The organism is Rhodococcus sp. ARC_M5 (assembly GCF_022810405.1).
GTDB classification, from domain to species: domain Bacteria; phylum Actinomycetota; class Actinomycetes; order Mycobacteriales; family Mycobacteriaceae; genus Rhodococcoides; species Rhodococcoides navarretei.
Map to the genome: position 1 here is coordinate 16,413 of NZ_JALGQE010000009.1, position 14,250 is coordinate 30,662.

At 64.9% G+C, this 14,250-nt stretch carries 11 protein-coding genes; 3 read left to right on the forward strand and 8 right to left on the reverse strand.

Features of this window, described 5'->3' with window-relative positions; all coding sequences use genetic code 11:
- Nucleotide 1: 1 nt before the first annotated feature.
- The 3 genes from MTX34_RS15280 to MTX34_RS15290 all read right to left on the reverse strand — a co-directional run bounded on the left by MTX34_RS15280 (nt 2) and on the right by MTX34_RS15290 (nt 3,191).
- A complete protein-coding gene (locus MTX34_RS15280) occupies nt 2-448 on the reverse strand; it encodes a hypothetical protein (protein WP_243595056.1) in 447 nt (148 codons plus the stop codon).
- A gap of 42 nt (nt 449-490) precedes the next feature.
- Entirely contained in the window at nt 491-1,342 is an 852-nt protein-coding gene (panB, locus tag MTX34_RS15285; protein WP_243595055.1) for a 3-methyl-2-oxobutanoate hydroxymethyltransferase, read from the reverse strand.
- A 118-nt stretch (nt 1,343-1,460) separates the two neighbouring features.
- Nucleotides 1,461-3,191: an NAD+ synthase gene (locus MTX34_RS15290; RefSeq protein ID WP_243609929.1), complete on the reverse strand. Its 1,731-nt coding sequence runs from the start codon at nt 3,189-3,191 to the stop codon at nt 1,461-1,463.
- An 82-nt stretch (nt 3,192-3,273) separates the two neighbouring features.
- Here MTX34_RS15290 and MTX34_RS15295 point away from each other — a divergent pair, with 82 nt between their 5' ends.
- The 3 genes from MTX34_RS15295 to MTX34_RS15305 all read left to right on the forward strand — a co-directional run bounded on the left by MTX34_RS15295 (nt 3,274) and on the right by MTX34_RS15305 (nt 9,453).
- Entirely contained in the window at nt 3,274-4,833 is a 1,560-nt protein-coding gene (locus MTX34_RS15295; RefSeq protein WP_243609930.1) for an alpha/beta hydrolase, read from the forward strand.
- 102 nt (nt 4,834-4,935) lie between these two features.
- Nucleotides 4,936-6,276: a type I glutamate--ammonia ligase gene (glnA, locus tag MTX34_RS15300; RefSeq protein ID WP_243595052.1), complete on the forward strand. Its 1,341-nt coding sequence runs from the start codon at nt 4,936-4,938 to the stop codon at nt 6,274-6,276.
- A 129-nt stretch (nt 6,277-6,405) separates the two neighbouring features.
- Nucleotides 6,406-9,453: a bifunctional [glutamine synthetase] adenylyltransferase/[glutamine synthetase]-adenylyl-L-tyrosine phosphorylase gene (locus MTX34_RS15305; protein WP_243609931.1), complete on the forward strand. Its 3,048-nt coding sequence runs from the start codon at nt 6,406-6,408 to the stop codon at nt 9,451-9,453.
- On the opposite strand, the gene MTX34_RS15310 is transcribed toward MTX34_RS15305, so the two are convergent.
- The 5 genes from MTX34_RS15310 to MTX34_RS15330 all read right to left on the reverse strand — a co-directional run bounded on the left by MTX34_RS15310 (nt 9,450) and on the right by MTX34_RS15330 (nt 14,123).
- Nucleotides 9,450-10,388 carry a glycine betaine ABC transporter substrate-binding protein gene (locus MTX34_RS15310; protein WP_243609932.1) on the reverse strand — a complete coding sequence of 313 codons (939 nt, stop codon included), beginning with the start codon at nt 10,386-10,388 and terminating at the stop codon, nt 9,450-9,452. The genes MTX34_RS15305 and MTX34_RS15310 overlap by 4 nt on opposite strands.
- A gap of 79 nt (nt 10,389-10,467) precedes the next feature.
- Nucleotides 10,468-11,451, reverse strand: a complete 984-nt coding sequence (locus tag MTX34_RS15315) for a glycine betaine ABC transporter substrate-binding protein (protein ID WP_243609933.1) — start codon at nt 11,449-11,451, stop codon at nt 10,468-10,470.
- The gene (locus MTX34_RS15320; RefSeq protein WP_374639733.1) at nt 11,451-12,260 is read right to left on the reverse strand and encodes an ABC transporter permease; all 810 of its coding nucleotides are present in this window, start codon (nt 12,258-12,260) and stop codon (nt 11,451-11,453) included. Before MTX34_RS15320 ends, MTX34_RS15315 begins: the two co-directional genes overlap by 1 nt.
- Nucleotides 12,257-13,480 (reverse strand): ABC transporter ATP-binding protein, encoded by a 1,224-nt coding sequence (locus tag MTX34_RS15325; RefSeq protein ID WP_243609934.1) that lies wholly within the window; start codon nt 13,478-13,480, stop codon nt 12,257-12,259. Before MTX34_RS15325 ends, MTX34_RS15320 begins: the two co-directional genes overlap by 4 nt.
- Nucleotides 13,473-14,123 carry an ABC transporter permease gene (locus MTX34_RS15330; RefSeq protein ID WP_243609935.1) on the reverse strand — a complete coding sequence of 217 codons (651 nt, stop codon included), beginning with the start codon at nt 14,121-14,123 and terminating at the stop codon, nt 13,473-13,475. Before MTX34_RS15330 ends, MTX34_RS15325 begins: the two co-directional genes overlap by 8 nt.
- Nucleotides 14,124-14,250 lie beyond the last annotated feature (127 nt).

Here is a 14,250-nt window from a genome sequence, read left to right on the forward strand (position 1 = left end):
ACTAGAAGCCCACCAAACCGGATGCGAGGTCCGGAATGTCGAGGGATCGGATGGCCTCGTCCCGCACCTCCGAGCACGTCTCCGTCGTGATCTCGTCGACGATCGCTCGGTTCTGCACCACCTGCAGGTTGATGACACCGCTCTGCGCCGCCCAGGTCTGCACCAGGATGTTCAGCCCGCCGCGGCCCAGGGTGGGCCCCTGGACACGCCAATTGGACAGCTGCGCCTCGAGATCGGTGCACAGCTGTTGCTTCTGCGCATCGGTGATCACTGCGTCCGCAGGCGGTGCCGTGACCGTGGTGGTCGGTGCGACCGTCGTGGTCGATGACGAACCGGTGTTGGTGGTGTCGGTGCTGCATGCAGTCGCTACGACGAGAAGCGCAGCCGCGCCTGCCACTGCGACTGCGCCTCTTCCTGCGATGGACGTCGTACCCCGTCTGAGTTTCATGGCACCGAGTGTGCCACCCGAACATGGACGAGGCGAGGACGATCAGTAGCTGTGTTCGGGCCCGGGGAAGACTCCCGATCGCACCTCGGACAGGTACGTGGTGGCAGCGGTGCGCAGTGAATCGCCGACGTCGGCGAACTTCTTCACGAACTTCGCGGTCTTGCCGTTGGTGTAGCCGGCCATGTCCTGCCACACCAGAACCTGCGCGTCGCATTCGTTGCCCGCGCCGATACCGACCGTCGGAATGGTCAGCTTGCGGGTGACCTGGCCGGCGATGTCGGCGGGAACCATCTCCATGACGACCGCGAACGCACCGGCCTCCTGGACTGCGATGGCGTCGGCGACAAGCTGCTCGGACGCGTCACCGCGTCCTTGGACGCGGAATCCGCCCAAGGTGTTGACGCTCTGCGGGGTGAAGCCGACGTGGGCCATCACGGGGATGCCCGCGGCAGTGATCGCGGCGATCTGAGCGGCCACGCGCTCGCCGCCCTCGAGCTTGACCGCGCCCGCGAGCCCTTCCTTCATGAACCGCACTGCGGTTTCGAGAGCCTGCTGCGGCGAGGCCTCGTAGGTGCCGAAGGGCAGATCTGCGACGACGAGAGCATGCGGTGCGCCGCGGACGACTCCACGGACCAGCGGAAGAAGTTCGTCGACGGTGATCGGCACGGTGGTGTCGTAGCCGTAGACGACGTTTGCCGCCGAGTCGCCGACGAGGAGAACAGGAACTCCGGCCTCTTCGAAGATGCGGGCGCTGGAGTAGTCGTATGCGGTGAGCATTCCCCAGCGCTCGCCGTCCGCCTTCATCTGGAGAAGGTGGTGCGTGCGGGTCTTACGGGTCAGTGCGGTGGAGGGTGCTTCCTGAGCAGATCCGCCGTACACAGCAGTGTCGGACATCTTTGTCCCTTTCTGGTCCTCGAGGCCCGCTCGGCGGGTCCCCGGGATGGGGTGTGATGACGTGCACGAGTCTGCCACTGCACGCGACCTGCCGGAGCGCTACCGGCAGTGCAATTCGTCACACCTCGTCGAGGGCCGCGTAGTCGCGCCAACCGTTGGTGATCGGCATGCGGCGGTCGCGCCCGAACGCGCGAGAGGTGACCTTGGTGCCGATCGGATACTGACGCCGCTTGTACTCGGACGCGTCGACCTTGCGCAGGATGTCCGCGACCACCGCCGCGTCGAAACCGGCCGCCACGATGTCCGCAAAGCCTTGGTCGTGGTCCACGTACCGGAACAGTATGGCGTCGAGTTCGTCGTAGTCGGGCAACGAGTCGGTGTCGAGTTGTCCGGGACGGAGCTCGGCGGACGGTGGTTTGTCGATGCTCGACTCGGGAATCGGTGGGATGTCCCCACGGTCGGCAGCGGACTTGTTCCGCCAGCGCGCCAGATCCCATACGAGCGACTTCGGTACATCCTTGATCGGTGCGAAGCCGCCGACGGCATCACCGTAGATCGTCGAATAGCCAACGGCCAGTTCGGATTTGTTTCCGGTCGCCAGCACCAGATGGCCGGAGGTGTTCGACAGTGCCATCAACACCATGCCCCGGCACCGTGCCTGAATGTTCTCCTCGGCCAGGCCGGTCAGGTGCAGCTGGTCGACGTAGCAGGCGACCATGTCTGCAATCGGCTCGACGCGGAAATGGATGCCGGTGCGCGACGCGAATTCCTCTGCGTCGGTGCGAGAGTGATCCGACGAGTAGGTCGAGGGCATCGACACTGCGTGTACCCCATCGCTACCGAGTGCGTCGACGGCGATGGCCGCGACCACCGCCGAGTCGATGCCGCCGGACAATCCGAGGGCGACCGACCGAAAGCCGTTCTTGTGCACGTAGTCTCGTAGACCGGTGACCAGCGCGCCCCATACCTGTTCCTCGGTGCTCGCGATCTCTGTGAGATACGGTTCGGCTCGCTGCCAGCCGGTGACGGCCGCGTCGGGGAGCGTCACCCGATCGATGGTCCAGCCGGGTACCTCGGCCGCGTCGGGATGTGGTGCAGCCGGGGCGTCGACGTCGACGATCAGGAGATGCTCGACGAATTGGGGGGAGCGGCCCCAGGTGGAACCGTCCGGCCCGACGACGAAGCTCGCCCCGTCGAACACCAGCTCGTCCTGTCCGCCGACGACGTTGACGTAGGCGATCGGCGCTCCGGTCTCTGTTGCTCGGCGCCGGGCGATGGAGCGCCGCACCTCGTCCTTGCCCTGTTCGAAGGGGCTGGCATTGAGGCAGAGCAGCATGTCCACCCCGGCCGCGGCATAGGCAGGCACGGAGCCGCCCGGTTGCCAGATGTCTTCGCAGACAACGACACCCAGTCTCACTCCGTTGACCGCGACGATGCTCAAGCACGATCCGGGAGCGAAGTAGCGGGCCTCGTCGAACACTCGGTAGGTGGGGAGCGAATGCTTGTCGTATCGAGTCGTCACCCGCCCGTCGACGATCACCGCCGCGCTGTTCCGCGAGCCCTCGGCGTCGCGATCGAGGTAGCCGACCACCACGATGCGGTCGCCGCATCCGGCCTTGTCCAGGGCTGTCGCCAACTCGGTGAGGGCACGAACCGATGCGGCGGCGAACGACGGTCGCAGTGCCAGATCCTCGACGGGGTATCCCGTGAGCGCCATTTCGGGAAACACCACCACGTTGGCCCCGTCGTGGGCCGCGCGGACCGTCCACTCGACGATCGCCGCGGAGTTCGCGGCGAGATCACCGACGACGGAATTGATCTGGGCGAGGGCGAGTCGGAGTGCCTGCACGGCGTCCACGCTAGTGCTCCGACGGCGTCCTCGCCGGGCAGCGAGAACGAGGCGCGCTCGCAGGACCTGGCACGATCGTGGCATGAGAACGCGCACCAGGAGCACGGTCGTGGCGCTGTCCGCGGTCGCCGTGGTCCTCGCGGGCTGCTCCGGCCCCGAGCCCACAGCCACACCGGAGAACTCCGAGGCGTCGTCGCCGGCATCCGTCGCCGGTCCCATCCCTGCGGGGCTCGAGAGTTTCTACACCCAGACCCTGCAGTGGGAATCCTGCGACCGGTACAACACCGACGGCAGCGAACTGGGCGGCTCCGTCGAGTGCGCGATGGTGACCGTGCCGCTCGACTACGCCGATCCCACCGGCACGACCATCGAGGTCGCCATCTCGCGGACGAAGGCGACCGGCGAGAAGATCGGCTCGATATTGATGAATCCAGGCGGGCCCGGCTCCTCGGGGCTCTACCTGGCCGAGCAGGCCGCGGGCACCACCGTGACCGATCGCTTCGACCGGATCGGCTTCGACCCACGCGGAATCGGCGCATCCGAGCCGGAAGTGCGGTGCCTGACGTCCGAGGAGGTCGACCAGGAACGTCGCGAACCGGATGTGGACGTCAGCCCCGAAGGCATCGCAGCGACCGAGGCCGAACACCGTGACTACGCCGAGAACTGCGTCGAGCGGACGGGGACGGATGTGCTCGAGCACGTCGGTACCCGGGAAGTGGTGCGCGACATGGACGTCATTCGAGCGGTTCTGGGCGACGAGAAGCTGACCTACATCGGCTACTCCTACGGGACCCGGATCGGGACCGCGTACGCGGAGGAGTTCCCGTCGAACGTGCGCGCGATGGTGCTCGACGGCGCGCTCGATCCCGACCAGTCACCCGTCGACGAGGCCGTCGCCCAGGGTGCGGCGTTCCAGACCGCGTTCGACGAGTTCGCCACGGACTGCGCACAGACCGAGACCTGCCCGCTCGGCACCGACCCGGCGCAGGCAGTCGAGCAGTTCCGATCGCTGGTCGACCCCCTGATCGACCGGCCGGCCGAGACGACCGACCCCCGCGGGCTCAGCTACGACGATGCGATCACCGGTGCTCAGCAGGCGCTGTACTCGCAGCAGCTGTGGCGTCTGCTGCGGGCCGGCTTGAACGAATTGGGCGACGGTCGGGGCGACACCCTGCTCCGACTCGCCGACACCTACTCCGGACGGCTGGAGGACGGCAGCTACACCAACATCGACGACGCGTTCAACGCCGTTCGATGCGTCGACGGCCCGCCGACCACCGATCGCGCAGAGGCCGACGAGGCGGACGCCAGGTTCCGTGCGGCCGCGCCGTATCTCGACGACGGCCGGGCGACGGGCAACGCGCCGCTCGACCTGTGTGCCTTCTGGCCGGTGCCGAACACGAGTGATCCGCATATCGTCGACGTGGAGGGACTGCCGACGCTGGTGGTCGTCTCGACGACCAACGATCCGGCCACGCCCTATCAGGCGGGGGTGGAGTTGGCTGCGCAGCTGCGCGCAGATCTGGTGACCTACGAGGGCACCCAGCACACGGTCGCCTTCTCGGGCGTCGAGTGCGTCGACGATCCGTTGGTGAACTATCTCGTCGATCTGGTTCCGCCGGAGGACGGATTACGGTGCTGACGTGCTACCTCACGCCCTGAAAAGTAGGCAGAGAGTTTCACGAAGTGAGACCGAATTCACGATGTAACACAGATTTAACTCCGTTTGCTTACTCTCGCGTTCATGGATCGTCAAAAGGAATTCGTGCTCCGGACCCTCGAAGAGCGCGACATTCGTTTCGTCCGCCTCTGGTTCACCGACGTTCTCGGGTACCTCAAGTCGGTGGCCATCGCCCCCGCCGAGCTCGAAGGGGCATTCGACGAGGGAATCGGTTTCGACGGTAGCGCCATCGAAGGATTCGCCCGTGTCTCCGAGGCCGACACCGTGGCCAAGCCCGATCCGTCGACGTTCCAGATTCTGCCCTGGTCCACCAGCAAGGGTCACCAGCACTCCGCGCGGATGTTCTGCGACATCGCCATGCCCGACGGCTCGCCGTCCTGGGCCGACTCGCGCCACGTGCTGCGGCGCCAGTTGAGTAAGGCCGCAGACCTCGGGTTCAGCTGCTACGTGCACCCCGAGATCGAATTCTTCCTGCTCAAGGACGTCCCGCAGGACGGCTCACCGCCGACCCCCGCAGACAACGGCGGCTACTTCGATCAGGCCGTGCACGACTCGGCCCCGAACTTCCGCAGGCACGCCATCGACGCGCTGGAGTCGATGGGAATCTCGGTCGAGTTCAGCCACCACGAGGCCGCACCGGGCCAGCAGGAGATCGATCTCCGCTACGCCGATGCACTGTCGATGGCCGACAACATCATGACCTTCCGCTACGTGGTCAAGGAAGTTGCCATCGAGGAGGGTGTGCGCGCGACGTTCATGCCCAAGCCGTTCAGCGACCAGGCCGGCTCGGCGATGCACACCCACATGAGCTTGTTCGAGGGCGACGCCAACGCCTTCCACAACCCGGACGATCCGATGCAGCTGTCCGAGACCGGCAAGTCCTTCATCGCCGGCATCCTCGAGCACGCCAACGAGATCAGCGCCGTGACCAACCAGTGGGTCAACTCCTACAAGCGGCTGGTGCGCGGCGGCGAGGCACCGACCGCCGCGTCGTGGGGACCGGCGAATCGCTCGGCCCTGATCCGCGTGCCGATGTACACCCCGAACAAGGCATCCTCGCGTCGCGTCGAGATCCGGAGCCCCGACTCCGCCTGCAACCCGTACCTGGCGTTCGCGGTGCTGCTCGCGGCCGGCCTTCGCGGAATCGAGAAGGGCTACACCCTTCCGCCCGAGGCCGAGGAAGACGTCTGGGCGTTGACCTCCGCCGAGCGTCGCGCCATGGGCTACAAGGAGCTGCCGGGCAACCTCGATCAGGCACTGAACGCGATGGAAGGCTCCGAACTGGTCGCCGAAGCATTGGGCGAGCACGTCTTCGACTTCTTCCTCCGCAACAAGCGTCGCGAGTGGGAGGAATACCGCAGCCACGTCACGCCGTACGAGCTGAAGGCCTACCTGGGTCTTTAACGGCACGGCGTCGTCATGGGCTACGTTCTAGTCGATCCTTCAATGGTAGTTCCGATGCCGACGCGAGCGCCTTCGCGTCGCTGTGCACTGACGACGAGGTAAACCTGTGGCACCCCGAGGTGGATTCTGATGGTGCGTCCTCCGACCTCCAGATCCGTCGTTCCCGGACCGGGCCGTCTCGGCCTCGTCGAAGAAACTGCGCCGTCCGACCTGCGCACCCTCGGCTGGACGGGGGAAGAAAGCCTCGAGCTGCTGTGGTCGCTCTCGCGCGCGCCGAACGCGGACCTCGCTCTACGCACCCTGGTGCGGATGTACGAGTTGCTCGGTGCCGCGTGGACGGAATTCGATACTGCACTGCGCACCGACAAGGGATTCCGTGGCCGCATCCTCGGTCTCGTCGGCGCTTCGAGTGCGCTCGCCGATCATCTCGTGGCCGACGACAGCACCTGGCGTCTGCTGTTGACCAAGGAAGGTCAGAGCAGCGGGGTGTCGGCGAAGATCGAGCTCCCCACCAAGGCCACCCTGGTCGCGGAACTGCTCGAGGCAGTGGGGGCCGAGCCCGAGACCGGGCCCAATGCCGCACCGGACCTGTACCGCGCGTCGCTCACCGGACCGCCCGCCGTGATCGCGCTGCGCAAGAAGTACCGCGACCAGATCATGGTGTTGGCCGCCTACGACCTCGCCGCGACGGTAGAGAACGAGCCCGTCCTGCCGTACACGGTGGTCGGGTCGCAGCTGTCCGATATGGCCGACGCCGCGCTCACCGCAGCACTGGCAGTCGCCGTGGCCACCGTGTGCCCGGACGCCCCGTGTCCGACGCGTCTGGCCGTTGTCGCGATGGGCAAATGCGGTGCGCGCGAACTCAATTACGTTTCCGACGTCGATGTCGTGTTCGTCGCCGAGCCCGCCGACGCGCAGGCCAGCCGCATCGCCGGTGAGATGATGCGCATCGGATCCTCGGCATTCTTCGAAGTGGACGCGGCACTGCGTCCCGAGGGCAAGCGCGGCGAACTGGTCCGCACCCTGGATTCGCACGTCGCGTACTACAAGCGCTGGGCCAAGACCTGGGAGTTCCAGGCATTGCTCAAGGCCCGTCCCATGACGGGCGACATCGCGCTGGGCGACGACTACGTCGCTGCGGTCAACCCGATGGTGTGGTTGGCCAGCCAGCGCGAGGACTTCGTGCCCGAAGTGCGAGCGATGCGGCGTCGCGTCGAGGAGATGGTGCCGCCCGAACTCCGCGAGCGCGAGATCAAACTCGGACGCGGCAGCCTGCGGGACGTGGAATTCGCCGTTCAGCTCCTGCAATTGGTACACGGTCGAACCGATGAGTCGCTGCGCGTTCTCGGCACCGTCGACGCGTTGTCGGCACTGACCGACGGTGGTTACATCGGCCGCGACGACGCTGCGAATCTGACGGCGTCCTACGAGTTTCTTCGGCTGATCGAGCACCGGCTGCAGATGCAGCGGATGCGTCGCACACACACCCTGCCTCCGCAGGACGACGAGGAAGCGCTGCGGTGGCTGGCTCGTTCGGCGCACATGCGACCGGACGGCAACCGCGATGCGCTCGGTGTGCTGAACGCCGAGATCAAGCGGAACGCGCAACGCATCAGACGGTTGCACGCGAAGCTCTTCTACCGGCCTCTGCTGGATTCGGTGGTCAAGTTCGACTCGGAGACAGTGCGATTGACTCCGGATGCCGCGACGCGTCAGCTCGCCGCACTCGGATACGCGACCCCGCAGAACGCGTTGGGCCACCTTCGTGCGCTCGTCGGCTCGGGCACCCGTCGCGGTCAGATTCAAGCCGTGTTGCTTCCGACGCTGCTGGAATGGCTCGCCGACACACCCGATCCCGACGCCGGGCTGCTCAACTACCGCCGATTGTCGGAATCGGCGGGGGAGCAGACGTGGTTCCTGCGAGTGCTGCGCGACGAAGGAGCTGTGGCCCAGCGACTGATGATCGTGCTCGGCTCCTCGGCCTACGTACCGGACCTGCTGATCAAGGCCCCCGAGGTCATTCGGTTGTTCGCCGACGGCCCCACCGGCCCGCGTCTGCTCGACGTCGAGCCGGAAGAGACCTACCGCGCCATCCTGTCGTCCTCGGCTCGCTACGAGGATCCGGTACGAGCGATCAATGCTGCCAGGGCGCTGCGGCGTCACGAATTGGCACGGGTGGCCTCGGCAGACATTCTGGGCATGCTCGATGTACCTCAGGTGTGCCGTGCGTTGTCCTCGGTATGGGCAGCGGTCATCAACGCCGCGCTTGCGGCTGCTGTCCGCGCCAGCGAGAAGGAGCGCGGTGAACCTGCTCCCGCAACTCTCGCCGTCATCGGCATGGGTCGCCTCGGCGGCGGGGAGCTCGGCTACGGCAGCGACGCGGACGTGCTGTTCGTCTGCGAACCGGTGGACGGCGTCGACGAGACCGTTGCGGTCAAGTGGGCCAACACCATTGCCGACCGCATCCGGAAGTTGCTCGGCGCGCCCAGCACCGACCCACCCCTCGAGGTCGACACCGGCCTTCGGCCCGAAGGCCGCAACGGGCCGGTGGTGCGAACCCTCGCGTCGTACGCCGCGTACTACGCGCAGTGGGCGCAGGCCTGGGAAGTCCAGGCTCTACTGCGGGCACACCAGGTGGCCGGCGATCAGGATCTCGGCATCCGGTTCTTGCTGATGGCCGACAAGGTGCGATACCCCGAAGGCGGAGTGTCTTCCGACGCGGTTCGCGAGATTCGACGCATCAAGGCGCGCATCGATTCCGAACGCCTGCCCAAGGGGGCCGATCCCGCCACCCACACCAAGCTGGGACGCGGGGGACTGGCCGATATCGAGTGGACCGTTCAGCTCATCCAGCTCAGGTACGCACACAAGGTTCTGACGCTGCACAACACCTCGACCCTGCAGTCACTCGACGCCATCGGCGCAGCCGAGCTCATGAGCGAAACCGACGTCGAATTGCTCAGGGAAGCATGGATTCTGGCGACGAAGGCACGCAACGCGCTGGTGCTGGTGCGCGGCAAGCCCACCGATCAGCTGCCGCGGCCGGGAGCTGTGCTCTCCGCAGTCGCGCAGGTGGCGGGCTGGGAGAACGGCGACGCCGGAGCGTTCCTCGACAACTACCTGCGTGTGACCCGTCGGGCAAAGGCAGTGGTGGAGAGGACCTTCGGCGGGAACTAGTCGCTCCCGACGGTGACGAATCCCTGCTGGACCATCCAGTCTCGTGCGACGTCTGCCGGCTCGCGGCCATCGATGTCCACCTGCCGGTTGAGCTCGGTGATCTCGGCGTTGGTCAACGCCGCGGAGATCGGAGCGGTGACCTCGGCGATCTCCGGGTACTGCTCGGCAATGGGCGTGCGCAGCACGACCGTGGCGTTGTAGCGGGGAAAGAAGCTCTTGTCGTCTTCGATCACTACCAGATCGAGACCCTTGATCCGGCCGTCGGTGGTGAACACCTCACCGAATGTGCACTGCGAGCCGTCGGCGGTCGCTTGATAGATGATGCCGCCCTGCAACACCTGCCGCGGAACGACATCGGGGTCGAAGCCGTAGGCAGCGGCCATGCCCGGAAACCCGTCCTGTCGTGAATTGAACTCCGTCTCCACGCAGGTCTGTGCCGCGGCGGGATCGGTCTCGGCGAGCGCGGCGTAATCCGAGAGCGTCTCGATGCCCGTCGCGTCCGCTGTTGCCCGATTCATGGCGAGCGCGTACGTGTTGTCCATAGGTGCAGGGTTGACCCACGTGAGGCCGTTGCCTGCGTCCTGGTCGCGCAAGGCCTCGAACTGCCCGGTGGCATCCGGGATAGCGGTCTCGTTCCCCAAGAAGTTGATCCACGCTGTACCCGTGTATTCGTAGGTGACGTCCACCTGCCCGGAGACCATGGCTTGGCGGGTGCTGTTGGACCCCGAAATGTTGGTGAGGTCTCGGACGTCGGCTCCGGCCGCCACCAGACCGAATTCGAGTATGTAACCCAGGATCACCTGCTCGGTGAATTCCTTCGAGCCGACTATCAATTTTGCGCCGTCGAGCCCCGGCACGGGTTGGATACTGCCGGGTTCGACGGGCAGCGGCACTGCACTACCCGACTGCAGACCGCAACTCGTCAGTACCGTCATCACAACGCTGCACAGGGCTATCGAGCCGCGTGTCGATTGCCGCGTCAGAGGATTCGTCACGGGTCGGTGCACGTAACGGCTAGTCCGCGCCGGCGGTGACGAAACCTTTGTCGACCATCCAATCCCGCGCGACATCGGCCGGTTCACGGCCGTCGACGTCTACCTGCTTGTTCAGCTCGGTTATCTCGGCATTGGTCAGTGCGGCGGAGATCGGAGCGGTGATCTCGGCGATCTGCGGGTACTGCTCGGCGATCGACGAACGAATGACGACGGTGGCGTTGTACCGCGGGAAGAAGCTCTTGTCGTCTTCGAGGACAACAAGATTCAGGCCCTTGATGCGGCCGTCGGTGGTGAACACTTCACCGAACTTGCACTGCGAACCGTCGGCAGTTGCCTGGTAGATGATTCCGGTCTGCAGAATCTGACGGGGTACGGCATCGGGATCGAAACCGTACGTTGCGGCCAGGCCGGGAAATCCGTCCTGTCGGGAGTTGAATTCCGTCTCCACGCACAACGCCGACGCGGCCGGATCACGCGCGACGAGTGCTGCGTAATCCGAGAGTGTTTTCACCCCGGTCTGTTCGGCAGTCGTCTGGTTCATCGCGAGCGCGTACGTGTTGTCCATCGGCGCAGGATTGACCCACGTCAATCCGTTGGCGACGTCCGCGTCGCGTACCGCGTCGAACTGCTCGGCTGCGTCCGTGATGGGACTTTCGTTACCCAGATAGTTGATCCAGCCGGTTCCGGTGTACTCGTAGGTGACGTCGACCTGCCCGGCGACCATGGCTTGGCGGGTGCTGTTCGAACCCGAGATATTCGTCAGGTCGCGAACGTCGGCACCGGCAGCGGAGAGCGCGAACTCGAGGATGTAACCCAACACGATCTGCTCGGTGAAGTCTTTGGATCCGACGGTCAGTTCGGCACCCTCGAGACCCGGCATTACTTCTATGCTCCCAGGTTCGACGGACAGTGGCACGGCACCACCCGACTGCAGACCGCACCCCGTCAATGCGATCGTGGTGATCGCGCAGAGTGCCACGAGTTGTCTTGTCGAGCGCCGCATCAGCGGAGTCCTTTCGGTCCGAGATAGGCCTCGGCGAGTGCTCCGAGCCAGTCGACGAACAACGCGAGAGCGACGGCGAGGACGCCTCCCACGACGAGAATCAGTGGCTGGTAGAGCTTGTAGCCGGTGTCGATCAGAACCCCGAGGCCGCCCGCTCCGACGAGAAAGCTCAGTGTGGCCGTACCGACGGCGAGCACCAGCGACGTGCGCAGACCGGCCAACATGTACGGCACCGCCAGCGGAAACTCGATGCGCCACAGAATGCCGCTGCTGGACATGCCCTGTCCACGTGCAGCATCGATGTAACTCGGATCGACCTGTTGGAAACCGAGCATCGTGTTTCGGAGAACGGGAAGGAGTGAGTAGAACGCGATGGGCAGTACACCGATCCAGAAACCGGTTTTGCCTGTTGCGAGGAAGAGCAACACCAACAGGCCGACCGCCGGGGCAGCTTGACCGATGTTGGCGATACCGATGAATACCGGTGCCAATCTCCGGTAGCCGTTACGGGTCAACAGTATTCCCAGAGGAACAGCGATCGCGAGCACGAGCGCGGTGACGACGATCGTGATGACGACGTGCTCGGACAGCCGCTGGAACAGAGTGCTCGCGTTCAGCGTCTCCTTCTGCGTCGCACTCAAGTCGCGGGTGAACGTGTAGGCAAGAAGAACCACAACGACCAACACGATGATCGCGGGTTGCACCAGCAAGCGAATACGCTCCGCGCGCTTGGCCGCCTGCTGTGCCGTCCGCGCCGTACCGTCGTCCGCTGACGCGTCGACGGCGGAGGTCTCCGCGGCGGAAGTCACGACGCGCTTCCCGTGGCCACGTCGTCGCGAACAACGTTCGAGTCATGACCTTCAACACTGTCGTCGTCATGGTCGTGAGCATGCTGCGAACGAATGGTTTTGATGGTGTCGATCAGTTGCTCGATGGTGATGGTTCCGGCGTACTCGCCACGTTTACCGGTGACCGTGGCGGTCGCGTTACCCTCCGCGAGCAGCGCTTCCAGAGCATCTTGCAGAGTCGACTGAGTGGAGACCATTTCGCCCATCGGCACGCCGACGTCGCGCAAGCTCTTCGCGTCGGTGAGGTGGCGACGATCGGTCCACCTAATCGGTCGCCGACGAGCGTCGAGAATGATTCCCCACGCTTCTGGGTCTCTTCCGAGCGCCGTGTTCATCGACTCGACCGACTCGTCCTCGCCCATGACCGGTACATCGGACAATTCGATGTCTCGTACACGCATCAGCGTCAACTGCTTCAACGCTGCACCTGAGCCGACGAATCCGGCGACGGTCTCGTCGGCCGGATTTGCCAGAACTGCTTCGGGTGTATCGAATTGCAGAATCCGAGATTGGTTGCCCAGCACGGCAATCCGATCACCGAGCTTGACGGCTTCGTCGAAGTCGTGCGTGACGAATACGATCGTCTTGCCCAATTCGGCCTGTAGGCGCATCAATTCGTCCTGGAGCAAACCGCGGGTGATCGGATCGACGGCACCGAAAGGCTCGTCCATGAGCAGTACCGGGGGGTCGGCAGCGAGCGCGCGTGCGACACCGACGCGTTGCTGCTGGCCACCGGACAGCTGGCGCGGATAGCGCTCGCGGTACAACGATGGATCGAGACCGACGAGGTCCAGCATTTCGTCGGTGCGATCCGATATCCTCGGCTTCTTCCAGCCGATCAGACCCGGAACCATGCCGACGTTCTCGGCAATCGTCATGTGTGGGAACAGACCTGCCTGCTGGATCGAGTAGCCGATGGTGCGGCGCAGCTCGTTCGGGTTGATCGACAGTGCATCTTCACCGCCGATGGTGATGCGGCCCGACGTCGGCTCTATCAGCCGGTTGATCATGCGCATGGTTGTCGTTTTGCCGCAGCCCGAAGGCCCGACCAGCACGACGACTTCGCCCGCGGGGATGGTCATGGACACGTTGTCCACGGCGGCGTCCTTTTGGCCCGGGTAGCTCTTGGTCACGTTCTCCAAGACGATTTCTACGCCGGATACGGTGGTTTTCTCACTCACGGATACCCCTCGAGGTGGTCAGTTTGCCGATCACGACGTAGATCCCATCGAGGATCAACGCCAGCAGGACGATGAGGATGGTGCCGGTCAGTGCCTGTGGGACGGCGGTCGGGCTGCCCACTCGGGCCAGCCCGGAGAACAGCAGGTTGCCCAGGCCAGGGCCTTTGGCGTACGCAGCGATGGCCAGGATGCCCATGGCCAACTGCGTGCTGACGCGCATCCCGGTCAGAATCGAGGGCCATGCGAGAGGAATCTCGATGCGCCGCAACACAAGAATGCGGCTCATCCCGATTCCGCGGGCGGCATCGGTGACCGCCGGATTCACGGAATCGAGGCCGACCACCGTGTTTCGGATGATCGGGAGCAGTGAGTACAGGACCAGGGCGGTCACCGTCGGTCGAACGCCCAGTCCCAGTATGGGAATGAGCAGACCCAACAGAGCGAACGACGGAATCGTCAGCACGGTACTCGCCAGGGCTGTCGCGACGGCAGATCCGGCGGGACTGCGGTAGACGAGGATTCCGATGGCGACGCCGATAACGGTCGCGATGATCACGCATTGCACGACGGCCGAGACATGCAGATAAGAGTCGATCGCCAACTGCCTTCGTCGTCCGACGATGAATTCCCACAGTGCGTCCATGAAGTTCGTTGTCCTCTGTTCGCCCTCAGCAGATACAGGTCTTTACCCCACGTACCGACTATCAAACGCCGACCGGGTCGAATTCTGTTGCAATTTGCCGGAATCGGCACGGAACAGAAACAATCCA

Coding starts and splice junctions, on each gene's coding strand:
- MTX34_RS15280 (WP_243595056.1), bottom strand. CDS start 448: ATGAAACTCAGACGGGGTACGACGTCCATCGCAGGAAGAGGCGCAGTC.
- panB (WP_243595055.1), bottom strand. CDS start 1,342: ATGTCCGACACTGCTGTGTACGGCGGATCTGCTCAGGAAGCACCCTCC.
- MTX34_RS15295 (WP_243609930.1), top strand. CDS start 3,274: ATGAGAACGCGCACCAGGAGCACGGTCGTGGCGCTGTCCGCGGTCGCC.
- glnA (WP_243595052.1), top strand. CDS start 4,936: ATGGATCGTCAAAAGGAATTCGTGCTCCGGACCCTCGAAGAGCGCGAC.
- MTX34_RS15305 (WP_243609931.1), top strand. CDS start 6,406: ATGGTGCGTCCTCCGACCTCCAGATCCGTCGTTCCCGGACCGGGCCGT.
- MTX34_RS15310 (WP_243609932.1), bottom strand. CDS start 10,388: ATGACGGTACTGACGAGTTGCGGTCTGCAGTCGGGTAGTGCAGTGCCG.
- MTX34_RS15315 (WP_243609933.1), bottom strand. CDS start 11,451: ATGCGGCGCTCGACAAGACAACTCGTGGCACTCTGCGCGATCACCACG.
- MTX34_RS15330 (WP_243609935.1), bottom strand. CDS start 14,123: ATGGACGCACTGTGGGAATTCATCGTCGGACGACGAAGGCAGTTGGCG.